This is a genomic window from Stenotrophomonas sp. 1337 (assembly GCF_031455455.1).
Taxonomy (GTDB): domain Bacteria; phylum Pseudomonadota; class Gammaproteobacteria; order Xanthomonadales; family Xanthomonadaceae; genus Stenotrophomonas; species Stenotrophomonas indicatrix.
Map to the genome: position 1 here is coordinate 22257 of NZ_JAVDSR010000002.1, position 17203 is coordinate 39459.

At 68.3% G+C, this 17203-nt stretch carries 12 protein-coding genes and 2 pseudogenes; 7 read left to right on the plus strand and 7 right to left on the minus strand.

Going from position 1 to position 17203, the window contains the following annotated elements; genetic code table 11:
- Positions 1–290 precede the first annotated feature (290 nt).
- From recD to recC, 3 genes are read right to left on the minus strand one after another with little or no spacing between them, the layout of a single operon-like run.
- The gene (recD, locus tag J2X70_RS04050) at positions 291–2171 is read right to left on the minus strand and encodes an exodeoxyribonuclease V subunit alpha (RefSeq protein WP_309909090.1); all 1881 of its coding nucleotides are present in this window, start codon (positions 2169–2171) and stop codon (positions 291–293) included.
- Entirely contained in the window at positions 2168–5842 is a 3675-nt protein-coding gene (gene recB, locus J2X70_RS04055) for an exodeoxyribonuclease V subunit beta (protein WP_223483099.1), read from the minus strand. Before recB ends, recD begins: the two co-directional genes overlap by 4 nt.
- The gene (recC, locus tag J2X70_RS04060) at positions 5839–9180 is read right to left on the minus strand and encodes an exodeoxyribonuclease V subunit gamma (RefSeq protein WP_223483100.1); all 3342 of its coding nucleotides are present in this window, start codon (positions 9178–9180) and stop codon (positions 5839–5841) included. The genes recB and recC overlap by 4 nt, the downstream gene beginning before the upstream one ends.
- Positions 9181–9374: 194 nt before the next feature.
- Here recC and J2X70_RS04065 point away from each other — a divergent pair, with 194 nt between their 5' ends.
- The 6 genes and pseudogenes from J2X70_RS04065 to J2X70_RS04090 all read left to right on the plus strand — a co-directional run bounded on the left by J2X70_RS04065 (position 9375) and on the right by J2X70_RS04090 (position 13458).
- Entirely contained in the window at positions 9375–10163 is a 789-nt protein-coding gene (locus tag J2X70_RS04065; protein WP_025875633.1) for an ATP-binding cassette domain-containing protein, read from the plus strand.
- Positions 10163–10912, plus strand: a complete 750-nt coding sequence (locus J2X70_RS04070; protein WP_006404088.1) for an MlaE family lipid ABC transporter permease subunit — start codon at positions 10163–10165, stop codon at positions 10910–10912. The genes J2X70_RS04065 and J2X70_RS04070 overlap by 1 nt, the downstream gene beginning before the upstream one ends.
- 58 nt (positions 10913–10970) lie before the next feature.
- A pseudogene (gene mlaD, locus J2X70_RS04075) lies at positions 10971–11435 on the plus strand (outer membrane lipid asymmetry maintenance protein MlaD); the annotation flags it as partial.
- Positions 11436–11491: 56 nt separating this feature from the next.
- Positions 11492–12154: an ABC transporter substrate-binding protein gene (locus tag J2X70_RS04080; protein ID WP_025875629.1), complete on the plus strand. Its 663-nt coding sequence runs from the start codon at positions 11492–11494 to the stop codon at positions 12152–12154.
- Entirely contained in the window at positions 12144–12455 is a 312-nt protein-coding gene (locus J2X70_RS04085) for an STAS domain-containing protein (protein ID WP_025875628.1), read from the plus strand. Before J2X70_RS04080 ends, J2X70_RS04085 begins: the two co-directional genes overlap by 11 nt.
- A 1-nt stretch (position 12456) precedes the next feature.
- Entirely contained in the window at positions 12457–13458 is a 1002-nt protein-coding gene (locus tag J2X70_RS04090) for a VacJ family lipoprotein (RefSeq protein ID WP_032978521.1), read from the plus strand.
- A gap of 87 nt (positions 13459–13545) precedes the next feature.
- Here the strand turns inward: J2X70_RS04090 and J2X70_RS04095 are convergent, their stop codons facing one another.
- From J2X70_RS04095 to rmuC, 4 genes and pseudogenes are all read right to left on the minus strand, one after another.
- Positions 13546–14091, minus strand: coding sequence for a glutathione peroxidase (locus J2X70_RS04095; RefSeq protein WP_025875625.1), 546 nt, complete (start codon positions 14089–14091; stop codon positions 13546–13548).
- A gap of 136 nt (positions 14092–14227) precedes the next feature.
- A pseudogene (locus tag J2X70_RS04100) lies at positions 14228–14411 on the minus strand (hypothetical protein); the annotation flags it as partial.
- 91 nt (positions 14412–14502) lie between these two features.
- On the minus strand, positions 14503–14904 hold the full coding sequence (locus tag J2X70_RS04105) for a hypothetical protein (RefSeq protein ID WP_025875623.1): 402 nt from the start codon (positions 14902–14904) through the stop codon (positions 14503–14505).
- 60 nt (positions 14905–14964) lie between these two features.
- A complete protein-coding gene (rmuC, locus tag J2X70_RS04110) occupies positions 14965–16533 on the minus strand; it encodes a DNA recombination protein RmuC (protein WP_059065694.1) in 1569 nt (522 codons plus the stop codon).
- Between the two features lie 55 nt (positions 16534–16588).
- On the opposite strand from rmuC, the gene J2X70_RS04115 reads away from it, so the two are divergent.
- Positions 16589–17194, plus strand: a complete 606-nt coding sequence (locus J2X70_RS04115; RefSeq protein ID WP_309909095.1) for a glutathione S-transferase N-terminal domain-containing protein — start codon at positions 16589–16591, stop codon at positions 17192–17194.
- Positions 17195–17203: the final 9 nt, after the last annotated feature.

Sequence of the window (17203 nt, forward strand, 5' to 3'; positions counted from 1 at the left end):
CCTGCACCCGCCGAATCAACGGCAACGGCAACGGCAACGGCAAAAGCGGGCGATCCTTGGGATGGCGGAGTGGGTCCGGTTGCGGGGGACGCTGCAAGTACGTCCCTGTAAGCTCGGTCGCGCCATCCATGGCGCTCACGCCCCCGCAACCGGACCCACCCCGCCTTCGACAGGTTTCCGCGATCTGTCGGAATGGCATGTCCTGCTTCTGGTGAGTGTCGACCTTGGTCGACACGGTAGATCCACGCCATGCGTGGAAGAAGGTGACCGACGTGATGGTAAGGGCGGCGTTAGAACAACGTGCCTTGCACGGTGGGTTCTTCGCAGCGCGCCGGTTCCTCGGTTACCTCTTCCGCACCCAGTCGCCAGGCCAGGCCACCAAGGCGGCTGGCATGTCGTTTCAATGCCGCCTCCAGCACCTCGGCGCTGCCGGCCACCTGCAGGCGCTGGCGGGCGCGGGTCAGGCCGGTGTAGACCAGTTCGCGCGACAACACGCGGCTGTCCTGCCTCGGCAGCTGCAACCACACCTCATCGAACTCCGAACCCTGCGCCTTGTGCACGGTCATCGCGAACGCGCTCTCGTGTGCGGGCAACGCTGCCGGGTGGAAGGCGCGCGGCTGGTCGGCGGTCTCGCCGGGGAACCAGGCCACCATCGCACCGGTGCCATCGCGCAGGCAGATGCCGATATCGCCGTTGAACAGGCGGTGGCGGTAGCTGTTTTCGGTGATCAGCAGCAGCCGGCCCTGGAAGTAGCCCGGGGTGTTGCCAGCCAGCAGCTGTTCAATGCGGCTGTTGAGGCCACGCGCGCCCTGCGGGCCTTCGCGCAGTGCGGTCAACACGCGCAGGCGGCCGGCCTGCTGCAGTGCCTGCGCCGGGTCCACTGCGTCGGCCAGTGCGCGCCAGTGGTCGAGCAGATGCTCGCGCTGGCCACGCAACGGGTCCGCCTCGCCTTCATGGAAGCGGACACCAGCCAGCCCGCCACTGCGCAGCAGGCGCAGGGCGGTACCACTGTCACCGCCACGCACGGCCTGCGCCAGCGGCGCCAGGTCCAGCGCATCACTCTGCCGGTAGCCACGCTGCAACTGCACGCGGCGACCTGCGAACGCGCGCGGCGGTGCCTGCGGCTGCAGCGTCGCCGCTGCCAGCAGTCCATGCAGCGCCTGCGCATCGTCGGCACGGGTGCCGATGCCATCGCCGCTGGCGCGCAGGATGGCGCTGAGCACATCACCGGCTTCCACTGACGGCAACTGGTCGGGATCGCCGAGCAGGATCAGGCGGGTACCGCTGGCGATCGCGTCGACCAGCTTGGCCATCAGCGGCAGGTCGATCATCGAAGCTTCGTCGACCACCACCACGTCCACCGGCAACGGGTTGTCGGCGTGATGGCGGAAGCGCGGTGAATCGGGAATCACCCCGAGCAGGCGATGCAGGGTGGTGCCTGTGCTGGGCAGCGCGGTGCACAGCGCCGGGTCCAGCCCCTGCTCCTGCAGCCGCTGTACGGCCAGGCGCAGGCTTTCGGCCATGCGCTCGGCAGCGCGGCCGGTGGGTGCGGCCAACGCCACCTTCGGCAGGGGCAGGCCCTGGTGCTGCGCCTGTGCCGCCAACAGCAGCAGCAGGCGGGCGATGGTGGTGGTCTTGCCGGTACCGGGCCCACCGGTGACCAGGGCCAGCGGGTGGCGCAGGGTTACGCCAGCCGCACGGGCCTGGTGGTCCTCACCCGTTGCGGCGTGCGGGAACAGACGCGCGAACAGGGGCGCCACGGCGGCCATGTCCGGTGCAGGCAGCGGATGGCGGCCGATGCGTTGCAGGCCGACAGCCAACTGCCGCTCGTATTCCCGGTAGCGGCGCAGGTACAGCAGACCGTTCTCCAGCACCAGCGGCGCTTCCGCGGCGGCGGCGCCGGCATCCTGCGGGGTCGCCACCCAGGGTGAGGCCTGCAGCTGCGCCAGCCACTGCGCAGGTTCGGGCCATGCCGGAATGCCATCGATCACGCGCTGGGGCTGGCGCGGATCGAAGCCAGCGTGCCCCTGCGCCACGGCCAGCGAGGCCAGTGCGGCGGCCAGTGCCACGTCGTCCGGCGTGTCTTCGCGCAGGCGCTTGAGGCTGATGGCCAGGGCGTGGTCCAGGGTGCGCAGCTGGCCACTGCGATGCAGATCGCGCAGCAGGTTCATGCGGTTTCTCCGCGCGCGCGCGCCGCCATCTCGGCCTGGGCTGCTTCGCCGCCCGCAAACAAGGCATCCAGCGCATCCACCAGCTCAGGCGCGAAGCGCTGCACGTGCACGCCATTGCCGGCAATATCCAGGCCCCGGCAGAACAGGTAGCGGATACCGCCCATGTCGCGCGCGTAGTCGTATGCCGCGCCCAGGCGGAAGCGCAGCCAGCGATGCAGGGCCACGGTATAGATCAGCGCCTGCAGGTCGTACTCGCTGTGGCGCATGGCGATCTCCAGCAGGTCCGGGCTGTAACCCGGCAGCCGGTTGGATTTGTAGTCCAGCACATACCAGCGGCCATCGCGCACGTAGGTCAGATCGATCTTGCCGGTCATCAGGCCTTCCAGCCTTCTGCGCAGGCCGAAACCGCGCCGTGCGCTGGAGATGCCGTGCTCGTGCAGCAGCTGCAGCAGCACCGGTACTGCGGTCGGCTCGATGGCGAAGTGGAACTCGATTTCGGCCCGGCGCTCATGCTCGGGCACGCTGCACAGCGCACCGCCTTCGGGCAACGGTACGGTGAGGGTGTGGCCGACCAGCGGCACCAGCACCGCCACGCCATCGTCCAGATCCTCGTCGGCATAGCCCTCGTCGTGCAGCGAGCGGCGCAGCACGTCGGCCTGTCCCTCCGGTGCCGGTTGCTGCGGCTGCCAGTGCGACCACAGTGCGAAGTCGACGTTCTCCAGTGCATCGTGCAGCACATTGCCGAAGCGGCTGCCCATGAAGCGCGGATCCGGCGGCGCAGTGTCTTCTGCGGCAGCGTCCGGCAGCGCCGGTTCCAGCGGCAGCTCGGCACCGGCGGGTTCGTCGGCAGCCGGTGCCGGCAGTTCGGTGGCCGCCGCTTCGATATCGTCGCCGTTGCCAGCGTCGGCATGCGCCAGCTGGGTGAAGCTGTAGACCCACCAGTCATGTGGCACCCGGCGGGTCAAGGCACGCACCGCAGGCAGCTCACCTTCGGTTTCGGCCAGCAGCTGTGGCAGGCGGCCCGGCGGCGCACTGTCATCCAGGTCCACGTCCGCGTGCGCTCGCAGCGCCTGCAGGTCGCCCAGCAGCGGGGCCAGGCGGGTCTTCGCATGGCCTGCCAGATCGCCGGTGGCGATCCACAAGGCATGCTCGGCGCGGGTCAGGCCCACGTACAGCAGGCGCGCGTCTTCTGCACGCTGTTCGCGCTCGCGCTGGCTGCTGGCCGCGTCCCAGGCGTCGTCCCTGTCCAGCTTCCAATGCAGCTGGCGCTCACCCTGCAGGTGCACGGTGCAGTGCGTGGCGGTGTTCGGCGCGCCGCCATCGATGCCCACGAACGGCAGGAACACCAGCGGGTATTCCAGGCCTTTGCTCTTGTGCAGGGTGATGATCTGCACCCGTCGCGCGTCGGACTCCAGCCGCAGCAGCTGTTGCTCGTCATCCTGGTCGGCATTGGCCATCTGCCCCTGCAGCCAGTCCAGCAGGCCGTGCATGCCCAGTGCCTGCGCGGAGGCTTCCTGCAGCAGTTCGCCCAGCTGCAGGTAGTTGGTCAGGCGCCGCTCGCCGTCGATCAGTGCCAGCAGGCGCTCGCCCTGCGCGGCGCAGACATCGGCCACCACCGCGAACGGGCCGCCACGCTGCCAGCGCTCGCGCCAGTGCAGCAGCTGTGCCTGGAACCCGCGCTGCAGGTCCCCCTCACGCTCCATGCTGGCAATCGCGCTTGCGCGCTGCCCCAGCAGTACCGTTGCCAATGCAGTACGCAGTCGCCCTTCGTCGGCCGGTTGCAGCAACGCCAGCAGCAATGCACGCAGGTCACGGGCCTCGCTGGTGGCAAACAGGCTCTGCTTGCCGGCCGCCACCGCAGGAATGCCGACTGCGGCCAGTGCACGCTGCACCAGCGTGGCTTCGCGATGCGAGCGCACCAGCACGGCGATATCGCCGGGTTGCACCGGGCGCCCACGCAGCAGCGCGGTGCCGGCACGCGCCTCCAGCAGGATCTGGTGGATCGCGGCCACACAGGCCTGGGTCGCCGCGTCGCGCGACGCATCGGCGCCAAGGGCTTTTTCACCGTCGCTGCGCAGCAGGCGCAGGGTCAGCGCCGGTGCGGCCCGGCCATCGCGCAGGTAGTCCTCATCGACACGCACGCCACCGGGCCGCACCGGCTCGAACCGGATGTCGCGTTCGAGGAAGGCATCTTCGCCAGCGTTGTCATACAGCGCCTGCAGCGCGCGCAGCACGGCCGGGCGCGAGCGGAAGTTCTGGTCCAGCGCCGGTGCCTGCTCGGCCACCTGCTTGGCTTTCAGGTAGGTATGGATGTCGCCGCCGCGGAAGCCATAGATGGCCTGTTTGGGGTCACCGATCAGGAACAGCGCCGGCTGCAGCCCCAGTTCGTCCACCTCCGGCGAGGCGCCGAACACGGTATGGAAGATGCCCCACTGGCGGTCATCGGTATCCTGGAATTCATCGACCAGGGCGATGCGGTACTGCGCCCGCAGCTGCTTGACCAGGGCCAGCCGCTGCGGGCCTTCCAACGCGCGGGCGACGCCGTCGATCAGATCGTCGTAGGTCTGCACGCGACGCATGCGCTTCAGCACGGACAGGCGCTGGGTGGCTTCCTCGCGCAGGGCGTGCAGGAAGTTCAGTGCCGTGGCACGCAGCCATTGTTCGCGCTGGGCCAGCAGTGCCACGTAGCGCTCAAGCGGTGCCTGCAGCGGCGAGGACGGTGTGCGGTCGGCGGACTTCTTGTTGGTCTTGGCCACCAGCGCATCGGGCAGCAGCGCCGGCAAGCGGTCGCTGGACAGCAGTTCGGCTGCGTCGCCGCGCTCGGCCCAGCCCAACAGCTGCCGGCCCAGCGGGTGCAGCCAGCCCAGCTTGTAGGAAACGCCGTTGATCCACTTGTTGTCGACCGCTTCGCACAGGTCCAGGAAGAAGCGCTCACCATGCTCGCGCACGGCCATCGACAGTTCCGCCGCCGTGCCCTGCAGCGCCGGGCGCGGATCGTCCACGGCCAGCGGCTGCAGTGGCGGGTGCAGCGGTGGCGATGCCAGCAGCGCGCGCAGGTCAGCCGCCAGCGCATCCGGGTGGGACCACAACCAGGTCAGCGGTTCCAGCGTTGCCGGGTCGTTGGCATGCACACGCCAGAGATCGGCCGCCAGCTCTTCCAGCAGCTCGCGATCGCTGGCCAACAGCTCGGGCGGGTCGAAGGTATGCCCGCTTTCGAGCGCATGTTCGCGCAGCACGCGGGTGCAGAAGCCGTGGATGGTGAAGATCGCAGCCAGGTCGATCTCGTCGGCGGCTACCTGCAGGCGCCGCTTCAACGCTTTTGCGGTTTCCGTGCCGTCCTGCAGATGACGTTGCAGCACCTGCCGGGTCAGCAGCGCATCGGGTGTTTCATCGTCGCCCGGCGGCAGATCGACCAGGCGCGCAGCCAGGGCCAGGCGCTCGCGGATGCGCTTGCGCAGTTCCTGGGTGGCGGCGTCAGTGAAGGTCACCGCCAGGATCTGCCCGATACGCAGGCCCTGCTCAACCACCAGACGGGTGAACAGCGTGGCCAGGGTAAAGGTCTTGCCGGTGCCGGCACTGGCTTCGATCAGTCGCGTGCCGTGCAGCGGCAACGCCAGGTAAGGGTCGGGGCAATGCGTGTTGATGGTAGCGCCCTCGGCACCGCTGCTCATGCGTGGCCCGCCTGTGGATCATTGCCGAAGCCGCGCCCTTCGCGCACGGCGCTGAAGACCACCTGGCTGTTGCGCAGCAGGTCGGCGTAACTGACGTCGTCGGCGAACGGGTCGGCGCCACGCAGCAGCAGCTGCCAGGCATCACTGTTGGCTTCACCCCAGCTGCGGTCGCTGCCATGCCATTGTTTCCAGCCTTCGCTGCGCTGCTTTTCCACCGGCGCGTTGAACAGCACCCAGCCGGTATAGGGCGCAAAGCGCAGTGGTTCGCGCAGCCCACGCTGGCGCAGCTGCAGCAGCGCGCGCAATGCCGCGCGTGCTGCGGGCACGGTCAAGGCAGGCAATGCATGCGGACCGGGGCCGGCATCACCGCCGTCGTAGAACTGCACCAGCGGCAAGGCATCGCTGGCGGCGTTGGCCAGCAGCCAGTCCAGCCCCTGGCGGATCACCGCGTTGCCGTTGAGGGCGCCGGCGCGCAGGCGCACCAGGCCTTCGGGATGGCGATCACCGACCCGGCCATGCAGGCGAACGCCGTCGATCTCCACTTCATAGCGGCGGCTCTCCAGCGGCGTGCCCTGCAACCAGCCCAGCATGGCCGTGGCATACGGGCGGGTCTTGAGCCGCTCCACTTCAAACTGGCGCTCGCCGAGGATGCCCGACGGCAGCAGCCCGCGTGCGCGCAGCCGCGGGTACAGCGGCTCGCTGTCACCGGCCAGGGTGGCCTGCACCACGGCCAGCTGCACACTGCGCTTCTCCGCCCCACGCGAGGACAGCACCAGCGGCTCCAGGTCGTCGACGTCCTCGACGTCGTCGGCTAGGCGCAGGCCCAGCGACTGTGCGAGGAACTGCCCGGCCGGATCACACAGGAAACGACGCAGGCTCTCCAGCGAGACCTCTTCTTCCACCGCGTCGTCCACCGGCGGCGGCAGTGCGGCGTCGAACCACGGCAGCAGGCCGCCGCGCTGCCCGCCCAGCCGCCCGGCGGCCGGGTGCCACTGCCGGCGGTAGCTGAAGCGGCGTGGATCGCCGTCACCGAAGGCGGCCGGCGAGAACGGCTGCAGCGCGTGGCGCACGGTGAAGTCCCGCGTGGCGGTCGACGGATCGAGGTGATAGGCCGCGGCGGCATCGATCAGTTCGCTGACCAGCACCGAGGGTTCGCGCACGCTGCCATCGCGCGGGTCCGCGCCGAGGTAGCTGAGGTAGAACACGTCCTGCGCAGCAGCAAACAACTGCAGGAACAGGAAACGATCGTCTTCGCGGGTGGAGCGGTCGCCGGGACGGCGGCGCGGCGTATCCAGTTCGGCGGTGAGCTGGTTGAGGCCGGCGGCCGGGTCGCGACGCGGGAAATCACCATCGTTGAGGCCGAGCACGCAGATCACCCGGAACGGCAGCAGGCGCATCGGCACCATGCGGCCGAAGCTGATGCCACCGGTCAGCAGCGGCGCGCGCGTATCGGCCTCGGCAAGCGCACCGGCGAAGTGCGCACGCACCACCTCTGGTGGCACGCCATCGGCGAACCCGGCCTTGTACGCATCTTCGGCGAACTGGTTGAGCAGCTTGCGCAGGCGCTCCAGCGCGCGCTGGCTGTTGGGCGAGCTGGGTGGTGTCGGCAGCAGGGCATCGAGCAGCGACAGCAGGCGCTGCCGCCACTGTGCCGGGGTCAACAGTTCGCCCAGCCGGCGCTGGTAGACGGCCAGCACGCGCAGCAGGCGCAGCAGCCGGTCCAGCGCATCCAGCGCCCCGCCTTCCAGTTCGATCCACGGAGCCACCCCGACCAGATCCACCTCGCTGCCGGTGGCGTGGCCCAGCAGCAGGCGATCCAGCGCGAACTGCCAGGTGTAGGCGTCATCGCTGGGGGCCTGCAGCTGGTCGCGATGCTGGGCATCCAGGCCCCAGCGTGCGCCTGCCTGCTGCAGCCAGCCATGCAGTCGGTCGAAGTCCACCGCTTCCAGGCCGGCGGCCTCGGCCAGGGGTGCACTGGCCAGCAGATCCAGCACCTCGTTCAGGCCGAAGCGCGAAATCGGCAGGCCAAGCAGGTGCACGAACACGTCGGCCAGCGGCTCGCCAGCCAACGGACTGCTGTCGGCCAGCGCGTAGGGAATGTGTTCGTCCTCGCCCCCGCGTCCGCCGAACACCGCTTCCAGATAGGGCACATACGGATCGATGTCCGGCGCCAGCACGGCGATCTCGCGCGCCTGCAACGGCGGGTCGAAGCGCGGGTCCTGCAGCAGGCTGCGCAGCTGGTCGTGCAGCACCTGCAGCTCGCGCAGGCGGGTGTGGCAGGCGTGCACCTGCAGGCTCGGGTCGTCGCTGCGCAGGCCATCGCGCAGTTCACCGGAAGGCAAGGCACGACGGTGGAACAGGTCGCGCTGCAGGCGATGCAGCAGGCTGTCGGACAGCCCGCCCTGGTCCATCGTCGGCCGCGTGTCTTGCTCGGGGTCGGAATAAGCCGCGATCTCGCCGGCCGGATGCACCACTTCATAGCTGCCCAGCACCGCCATGAAATCGCGGCCGGCCGCACCCCACGCTTCCAGCAGGCGGTTCTCGCCGGCGGCCTCGCCGAACGGGTCCGGCGCACCGCTGCGCAGGCGCTCTGCCAGGGTCTGCAGGTCGCCCCAGTAGGACTGCACCGGCGTGGGCAGATAGAAATGCAGTTCGCCCACCCGCGACTGGGTGGCCATCACCCGCAGTACGTCGGGCGAGATGTTGAGGGTGGCGAACGCCGACATCCGCGGCGGCAGGCCCTGCGGCAGCGGTTGGCCGGCGCCCTCGAAGCGGTCCAGGTACGCCTGGATGCGGCGCGCGCGGTAACCATGGCCGGCGGCGATGCTGCGCCACAGGATGGCCTGCGGATCGGCCGCGTCGGCGCCGGCTTCCCAGCGCAGCAGCCAGTCGCGGCGCCAGGCCTGGTACTTCTCGAACACCGAGGCCAGTTCGCCGGCCAGGGCCCAGGGTTTGAGCGCGTCGCCCCCGGCAAGATAGGACTGCAGCGCGCGCATCGGTGGCTGCGCCAGCAGCTGCGGATCGCGCAGGGCCTGGTACAGGCGCCAGTGCAGGGCGGCCGCGTCCAGGTCGTCGGCTTCGCCCTCGACATTGGCGTTCAACGCACGGGCGACGAACTCACCGGGGGTCAGGAATTCCAGGTTGGCGGCCACGCCATACTCGGCGGCCAGTGTCGCCTGCAGCCAGCGCCGCATCGCCACCTGCGGGATCAGCACCACCTCCGGCGCCAGCAGCGGCTGTCCCGGCACCGGCACACGCACGTTGCGCGCCAGCAGGGCAGCCAGCACGTCCAGCGAATTGGAATGGTAGAGGCGGAAGTCGCTGCCCGGGTCACTCATCGTGCACAGTGTGCAGCACACCCGCCCGTATTCAATCCCGGGGTACGGTGATCGCGACGGATTGTTCCGGTCGTTTTCGGCATTGTCCCGGTCTGGCGACGGTCCGACCGTGCAACAATACTGCACCGTCCAGTCTGCTTATGTTCAGCAGTCTGACCCGATGCTTCAATGTCGAAAAAACGTTAAGGGTGCCCATGTCGGCTTCCACTCCCAGTCTGGTGCAGTTGTCCAACGTCCGCATCGACCGGAGCGGGCGCACGATCCTGCGCGACGTTTCGCTGCAGGTGCCCAAGGGCAGCATCACCGCGGTGCTCGGTCCGTCCGGCAGCGGCAAGTCGACCCTGCTGGCGGCGCTGACCGGCGAACTGCGTCCGGTTGCAGGCGACGTCACCCTGTTCGGCAAACCCATCCCGCAGCGTACCGCCGAGCTTCTGGAGATGCGCAAGAGCGTTGGCGTACTGCTGCAGGGCAATGGCCTGCTGACCGACCTGACCGTGGCCGAGAACGTCGCCCTGCCGTTGCGCACCCACACCCGCCTGCCGGCACCGGTGCTGCGCCGGCTGGTGCAGATGAAGCTGCATTCGGTCGGCCTGCTGGCCGCCGCCGATGCCTGGCCGCGTGAGCTGTCCGGTGGCATGGCCCGGCGCGTGGCACTGGCCCGCGCGTTGGCCCTGGACCCGCCGCTGATGATCTACGACGAGCCGCTGACCGGGCTGGACCCGATCGCCTCGGGGGTGATCATGAGCCTGATCCAGCGCCTCAACCACAGCCTGGGCCTGACCAGCATCATCGTCAGCCACCACGTGCACGAGACCCTGCCGATCTGCGACCAGGTAATCGCGATCGCCAATGGCGGCATCGTGTTCCAGGGCACGCCGGAGGCGCTGCAGACCAGCCAGGACCCGCTGCTGCAGCAGTTCCTGCATGGCCAGCCCGATGGTCCCATCCCGTTTGATGCCGCACCGCGCGCGAGGGTTGCCTGATGCCGTTCGTGCAAGCCACCCGCTCGCTGGGTCGTGCCGGCCTGTTCTCGCTGACCGTGCTGCGCGGTTCGCTGCCGACCCGTGATTTCCTGGCCGAGCTGACCCGCGAGATCTACAAGATCGGTGCGCGCTCGCTGCCGATCATCGCCGTGGGCGGTGCCTTCGTCGGCCTGGTGCTGACCCTGCAGGGCTACCGCACGCTGACCACCTTCGGTGCGGCCGACGCGCTGTCCACCCTGCTCGGCCTGTCGCTGTACCGCGAACTGGCACCGGTGCTGACCGCGTTGTTGTTCATCGGCCGCGCCGGCAGTTCGATCGCCGCCGAGCTGGGCCTGATGCGCGCCACCGACCAGATCAAGGCGCTGGAACTGATGGCCATCGACCCGGTGGCCAAGGCCGTGGCACCGCGCTTCTGGGCGGCGGTACTGACCGTGCCGCTGCTGACCGGCATCTTCTGTTCGCTGGCGATCAGTGCCAGCTATTTCGAAGCCGTGCACGTGCTGGGCCTGGACAACGGCGTGTTCTGGTCGGCGCTGCGTGGCAGCGTGGACTTCTGGGACGACTTCGGCGTGGCGATGCTGAAGTCGGCGATCTTCGGTGGTACCGCGGCCCTGGTGGCCGCCTATGTCGGCTTCCACGCCGAACCGACCATCGAAGGCACGTCCGTCGCCACCACCCGTGCGGTGGTCAACGCCTCGCTGCTGGTGCTGATGTTCAACTTCGTACTGTCGGCAATGTTGTTCACCTAACCCCTCCATCGGCGGTGCGCATCGGCGCGCGGCCACCACGACTGATCAGGTAATCCACATGGCCATCCGCGGTCCCAGACTCGAATTCTCCGTCGGCGCCTTCCTGCTGCTGGCCCTGGCCTCGCTGATGGTGCTGGCCGTAGCCTCGACCAACCAGCGCTGGAGCTGGGGTGGCGAAGGCTATGAACTCAAGGCACGCTTCTCCCAGGTCGGCCAGCTGCGCAAGCAGGCGCCGGTGAAGATCGGTGGTGTCACCGTCGGCCAGGTCGCAGCGATCGACCTGGACCCGGTGAAGTTCGAATCGATCGTGACCCTGCGCATGGACAGCAAGGTCAAGGATCTGCCGGCCGATACCTCGGCGGGCATCTTCACCAGTGGTTTGCTCGGCGAGAGCTATATCGGTCTGCAGCCCGGCGGCGATCCCGACGTGCTCAAGCCCGGCGAAGAGATCGTCTTCACCCAGCCGGCCGTGGACCTGATCCAGCTGGTCGGCAAATACATGTTCAGTGGCGGCGCCGGTGGCGGCGCTGCTCCGAAGCCCAACGATGGCGCGCAGGCGCCTGCAACGGAACCGCAACCATGAAGATGAAACTGATCCCGGCCCTGCTCGCCTCGTCGCTGCTGCTGGCTACCCCGTTCCTGGCCCAGGCACAGGCTGCCGCCCCCGCTGCTGCCGCCCCCCAGGGCCAGGCCGGCAAGGTGGTGATCGACGCCAGCACGCGCATCCTCACCACCCTGCAGCAGCGCCGTGCCGAATTCAGCGGCAACCCGGCCAGCCTGCGCAGCTATATCGACAGCGAGCTCAACCGCACCTTCGACCGCGACTATGCCGCGCGCCTGGTGCTGGGCACGCACGCACGCGGCGCTGCGGACGCTGACATCAAGCTGTTCGCCAATGCGATGGCCGACAACCTGATGCAGCGCTATGGCTCGACCCTGCTCAACATCCAGGGCAAGCCGAGCTTCCGCCTGAAGGGCGAAAGCCCGCTGCCGGGCAACCGCGGCGTGCGCGTGAGCACCGAGCTGGTGCGTGCCGGCAGCGAGCCGACGCCGGTGGAGTACTGGATGCGCAACGAAGGCGGCCAGTGGAAGATCTTCGACGTGAACATCGAAGGCATCTCCTACGTGCAGACCTTCCGCAACCAGTTCGATGCCCCGCTGCGACAGAAGGGCATCAAGCAGGTGGCCACCGAACTGCGCAGCGGCAGCATGCAGGCTGGGCCGGCCGGCAATGGCAAATAAGGCGCTGGCGCTGCTGGAAGGTGACACCCTGCGCCTGCGCGGGGTGCTCGACCGTGCAGCGGTGATCGCGCTGTGGCCGCAACTGCAGGCCCTGCCTGCGCAGCTGTCGCGGCTGGAACTGGCGGAGGTCGAGCGCGTGGACAGCGCCGGCCTGGCGTTGTTGGCCGAGTTGGCCGCACGCGCGCGCCAGGGCGGCCATCCGCTGACAATCTCCGGCGCCCCCGCCGGCTACAACGAGCTGAGCGCGGCCTACCGGCTGTCGCCCGACCTGGACTTCAACGCTACTTCTGCTGCGAGCTGACATGAACGTCGTGCGCGTTTTCCCTCTGATCCTCCTGGCCGCCGCGCTCAGCGCCTGTGCCGGCAAGCCGGCGCGCAGCGACGCGCCGACCGCCGACACCGTGGTGCCGGCGACGAACACCACCACGGTCGACAACGCTGCTGGTGCGGATGCGCCTGCTGCGAGCGTCGCAGCCGACGCCCCCGTACCTGCTGCGGCCGCGCCGGCACCGGCTACCGCCTCGCAGGGTGCAACCGGCAGTGATGCCACCGCCGCCGCACCGGGCGGCGATGACGACTTCGACGCGCTGTACGGCGCCAATGGCAGCACCACCAGCACTACCGCGTACGACCCGTGGGAACCGTTCAACCGCAAGGTGCACGGGTTCAACAACGCCGTCGACCGCGGTATCGCTCGCCCGCTGGCAACCGCCTATACCCACGTGGTGCCGCGCTTTGCCCGTACCGGCGTGAGCAACTTCTTCAGCAACCTGCGTGCGCCGCTGACCATCACCAACCAGCTGCTGCAGGGCCGCCCCGGCGACGCCTGGGACAGCCTGGGCCGGTTCCTGATGAACAGCACGCTGGGCATCGGTGGCCTGTTCGACCCGGCCAGCAAGGCGATGGTGCCGCGACGCAACGAGGACTTCGGGCAGACCCTGGGCGCCTGGGGCTGGCGTCGTTCGCGCTACGTGGAACTGCCGTTCTTCGGCCCGCGTACCGTGCGTGATGTGTTCGGCCTGGCCGGTGACATCCCGCTGTCGCCGATCCGCCGCATCGAAAGCGACAAGTACCGCATCGGTCTGCAGGGCCTGCAGCTGGTCGATACCCGCGCGCAGCTGCTGGCGATCGACGACCTGCGCGATACCGCGGTGGACGAATACGCCCTGGTCCGCGATGCCTGGATGCAGCGCCGCAACTACCAGATCGAGAACGACCTGCGTGGCAAGCGCGAGCGTGGCAGCGACGATGCGAACTCGCCGATCCCGGTCGATGCGATGCCGATGCCGCAGTGGACCAATTGACCGCTGCCGGCAACGCATGAAAAAACCCCGCCTCGGCGGGGTTTTTTGTTTTACCGGCAGGTGCCAACCTTGGTTGGCACGTCGTCTTCAGGCCGCCAGCGCCGCCTCGACCGCTTCGCGCAGGCGCGCGTCATCGGCGGCAACGTCCGGGGCAAAGCGGGCGATGACCTTGCCATCGCGGCCAACCAGGAACTTCTCGAAGTTCCACAGCACCGCCGGTGCCGGGTGGATCGGAATCTCCTTGCTGGCCAGGCGCTCGCGCAGCGGGCCTTCACCGATCGCCTGCGGCTGCGCGGCGGTCAGCTGCTGGTACAGCGGGTGGGTATCTTCACCGGCCACGCTGATCTTGGCGAACATCGGGAAGCTCACATCGTAGGTCAGCTGGCAGAACTGCTGGATCTCCGCCTCGCTGCCCGGCTCCTGGCCGAGGAAGTTGTTGGCCGGGAAGCCCAGTACTTCCAGCCCCTGCGCGTGCTTTTCCGCATACAGCGCCTGCAGGCCTTCGTACTGCGGGGTCAGGCCACACTTGGACGCCACGTTGACCAGCAGCAGCACCTTGCCCTGGTAGTCGGCAAGAGAGGACGGCTGGCCGTCGATGGTGGTGAGGGAAATATCCTGGATCGAGGTGCTCACGCGGGGCTCCGGCTACAGCGGGGAAAGGCCCACCAGCATACCGCCGCACGTGACCGGTAGTGCCGGCCGCTGGCCGGCAGCCTCATGAATCTTCGGGAACGGTCGTGCAGCTGCCGGCCAGCGGCCGGCACTACCCTCAGTCGACGCAGAGGGTGCCTTGTGCCTTGCCACCGTCGATGCGTTGCCGGCAACCGAAGTTCTGGCTGACATCACGCTGGCAGGTGCCTGTTGCCACCGCGCCTGCTGCAGGACTTGCCGGCGTCGGCATAGGGAATCACGCACTCCACCCGCTGCAGGCGGCCCAACGGCTGCAACGTACCGCACGTGACCGGTAGTGCCGGCCGCTGGCCGGCAACCTCATGACTCTTCGGGAACGGTCGTGCAGCTGCCGGCCAGCGGCCGGCACTACCTTCAATCCACGCAGAGGGTGCCTTGTGCCTTGCCACCGTCGATGCGTTGCCGGCAACCGAAGTTCTGGCTGACATCACGCTGGCAGGTGCCGGTTGCCACCGCGCCTGCGGTCACCTCGGCGGACGCCAGGCACTGGCCGCTGCAGTCGCTCTTGCTGCTGCAGGACTTGCCGGCGTCGGCATAGGGAATCACGCACTGCACCCGCTGCAGGCGGCCCAACGGCTGCAGGGTACCGCCCGCCGCGCGGCAGTCCACATCGCGTGCTTCTTCATAGGCTGCAGCAGCTTCAGGGCTGTCGACCACCGTGGCTGCCGCGCCTGCATCGTCACTGGCGGGTGGAGCACTGCTGCAGGCGGCAAGCAGCACGCCCAGGGCAGCGCTGGCAAGGAATCGGAGGCGCATGGCGGTACCTGGTCAGTGAGGACGGCGCCAGCATACGCACCCGGCGATGCAGGTGGCGTGTCAGCCGGCGTTGCCGTCTTCCTCTCCGTCGGCAGAGGTCAACTGCTGCAACGGATCGGGGGTCAGCTCAGGGGGCAACGCGCGCTTTGATTTGCTGCCCAGTTCGGCAAGTCGGCGAGCACGGCTGATGGCTGACTGCGGCGAATCGATCAGGCGGTTGCGCGCGTCGGCGTAAGCCTTGCCTGCATCGTCGAGCTTCCTGCCCATGGCATTGAAGTCCTGCAGGAATCCGGTCAGGGCGTCCAGCACCAGTCCACCGGCTTCACTGATCTTCAATGCCTGCTTCTGCACCTTGTCACGTGTCCACAGACGCTCGGCCACCCTCAACAGGGCCATCAGCGTGTTGGGCGAGGCAAACACCACGCGGTTGTCGAAGGCATAAGCCTGCAATGCACCATCAGCGCCCAGTGCCGCCGACAGTGCGCCTTCGATGGGAACGAAAGCGATGGTGATATCCAGAGTCTCGCTGCCAAGAGCCTTCGGATAGTTCTTTTCGCCCAGATCCTTGACGTGCTGGCGCAGCGCCACCGCATGGCGGCGCAGTGCATCTTCGGACTGTTCCGGCGTGGCGGCATTCATCGCTTCCTGCCAAGCGATCAGGTTGACCTTGCTGTCGATCACCACGCTGCGCTCATCGGGGAACTGCACCACCACGTCCGGCCGCAGGCGCGCGCCCTCATCATCCACCGCGTGCTTCTGCCGCTGGTAGTGGACGCCTTCCTCCAGGCCTGAGCCACGCAGCACGTTGTCGAGCATCAGCTCACCCCAGTCGCCGCGTACCTTGGCACTGCCTTTCAGTGCATTGGTCAGCGCCGAGGCCTGTGCGGCCATGTCCTGGTTGAGGGTCTTCAGTTCGCCCACCGCGCCAAGCAGGCTGGCACGCTGCCGCGCCTCTTCCCCGTACAGCGTGTCGACCCGGTTGCGGAAATCCCCCAGCCTGTCGGCAAAGGGTTTGAGCAGCCCTTCGATGTCCGCGCGTGACTGCACCGTGGCCTGGCGCACGTTCTTTTCGAACTGTTGCCCGCGTTCGTCGAAAACCTTGCCCGCCAGTTCCGCGAAGGCACCGGACAGTTTTTCCTTGGCGGTATCCAGATAGCTGCGCAGTTCGGCGCTGGCGCGTTCGGAATGCTGCAGGTTGGCCAGGGCGCGCGCGTGTTCACCATGAAGTTGCTGGTAACGCTGCTGCGCCTGCTGCAGCTCCGTGCTGGACTGGGCCAGATCGGCCCGTACCTGCGCCAAGGCAGCTTCGCGCTCGGCCAACATCGCTTCACGACTGGACGCCAATGCGGCCTCCCGCTCCACGCGTGCGGTCAGGGTAGTGACAAGCTGGGCGTGCTGCTGGCTTCGGCCGCGCTCGCTTTCCAGCTCCGCCAGCAAGGTTTCCAGCCGCCCTCTCAGTTGGCCGGCGTCAACCAGTGCGAGGCGATGCTGTTCGCGTTCGGTAACCAGCTGTTGCTGTACTTCGGCAGCGGGTGCGCTGGTGGATGCGCGACGCCACAACAGCACCAGCACCAGCAGCGTCGCCAGCAGCAGCACCACGGCGACAATCATGAGGACTTCGATGTTCATGCGGCCAGTGTAGCCCCGCCGCGCTAGCCTTGGTTGGACCACGACGGACCCGCCCATGCTTGTTCTCTACGGAAAGCCCACCTCGATCAACGTGCGCAAAGTGCTGTGGCTGTGCGCCGAACTCGATCTGTCGTTCTCCCATGATCCGGCACCTGCGCCGGACGTGCTGTCCACGCTGAATCCGAACCGGCAGGTACCGGTGCTGCGCGATGGCGACTTCCTGCTGTGGGAGTCCAACAGCATCTGCCGCTACCTGGCCGCACGCCAGGGCCGCGATGACCTGCTGCCGTGCGCCGCACAGGCCCGTGCCTTGGTCGAACAATGGATGGACTGGCAGGCCACCGAGCTCAACAGCGCCTGGCGCCACGTGTTCATGGCCCGCGTGCGCCAGCACCCCGACTTCGCGGACGACGCACGCGCCGAGGCAAGCCTGGAACAATGGAACCGCCTGATGACCGTGCTCGACCACCAGCTTGCCGCCAGCAATGCCTACGTGGCGGGCATCGACTTCAGCCTGGCCGACATCGTCCTCGGCCTGTCGACACAGCGCTGGCGCAGCACCCCCGGCAACAAACCGGCGCTGCGCCACGTAGACGCCTGGTTCGAACGCCTGCGCCCCCGGCCGGGCTTCAACGAGCATGTAGACAACGGCGTGGCGTAAGGGGGGCCG

Coding starts and splice junctions, on each gene's coding strand:
- J2X70_RS04105 (WP_025875623.1), bottom strand. CDS start 14,904: ATGCGCCTCCGATTCCTTGCCAGCGCTGCCCTGGGCGTGCTGCTTGCC.
- J2X70_RS04065 (WP_025875633.1), top strand. CDS start 9,375: ATGTCGGCTTCCACTCCCAGTCTGGTGCAGTTGTCCAACGTCCGCATC.
- J2X70_RS04085 (WP_025875628.1), top strand. CDS start 12,144: ATGGCAAATAAGGCGCTGGCGCTGCTGGAAGGTGACACCCTGCGCCTG.
- J2X70_RS04115 (WP_309909095.1), top strand. CDS start 16,589: ATGCTTGTTCTCTACGGAAAGCCCACCTCGATCAACGTGCGCAAAGTG.
- recB (WP_223483099.1), bottom strand. CDS start 5,842: ATGAGCAGCGGTGCCGAGGGCGCTACCATCAACACGCATTGCCCCGAC.
- recD (WP_309909090.1), bottom strand. CDS start 2,171: ATGAACCTGCTGCGCGATCTGCATCGCAGTGGCCAGCTGCGCACCCTG.
- recC (WP_223483100.1), bottom strand. CDS start 9,180: ATGAGTGACCCGGGCAGCGACTTCCGCCTCTACCATTCCAATTCGCTG.
- J2X70_RS04070 (WP_006404088.1), top strand. CDS start 10,163: ATGCCGTTCGTGCAAGCCACCCGCTCGCTGGGTCGTGCCGGCCTGTTC.
- J2X70_RS04080 (WP_025875629.1), top strand. CDS start 11,492: ATGAAGATGAAACTGATCCCGGCCCTGCTCGCCTCGTCGCTGCTGCTG.
- J2X70_RS04090 (WP_032978521.1), top strand. CDS start 12,457: ATGAACGTCGTGCGCGTTTTCCCTCTGATCCTCCTGGCCGCCGCGCTC.
- rmuC (WP_059065694.1), bottom strand. CDS start 16,533: ATGAACATCGAAGTCCTCATGATTGTCGCCGTGGTGCTGCTGCTGGCG.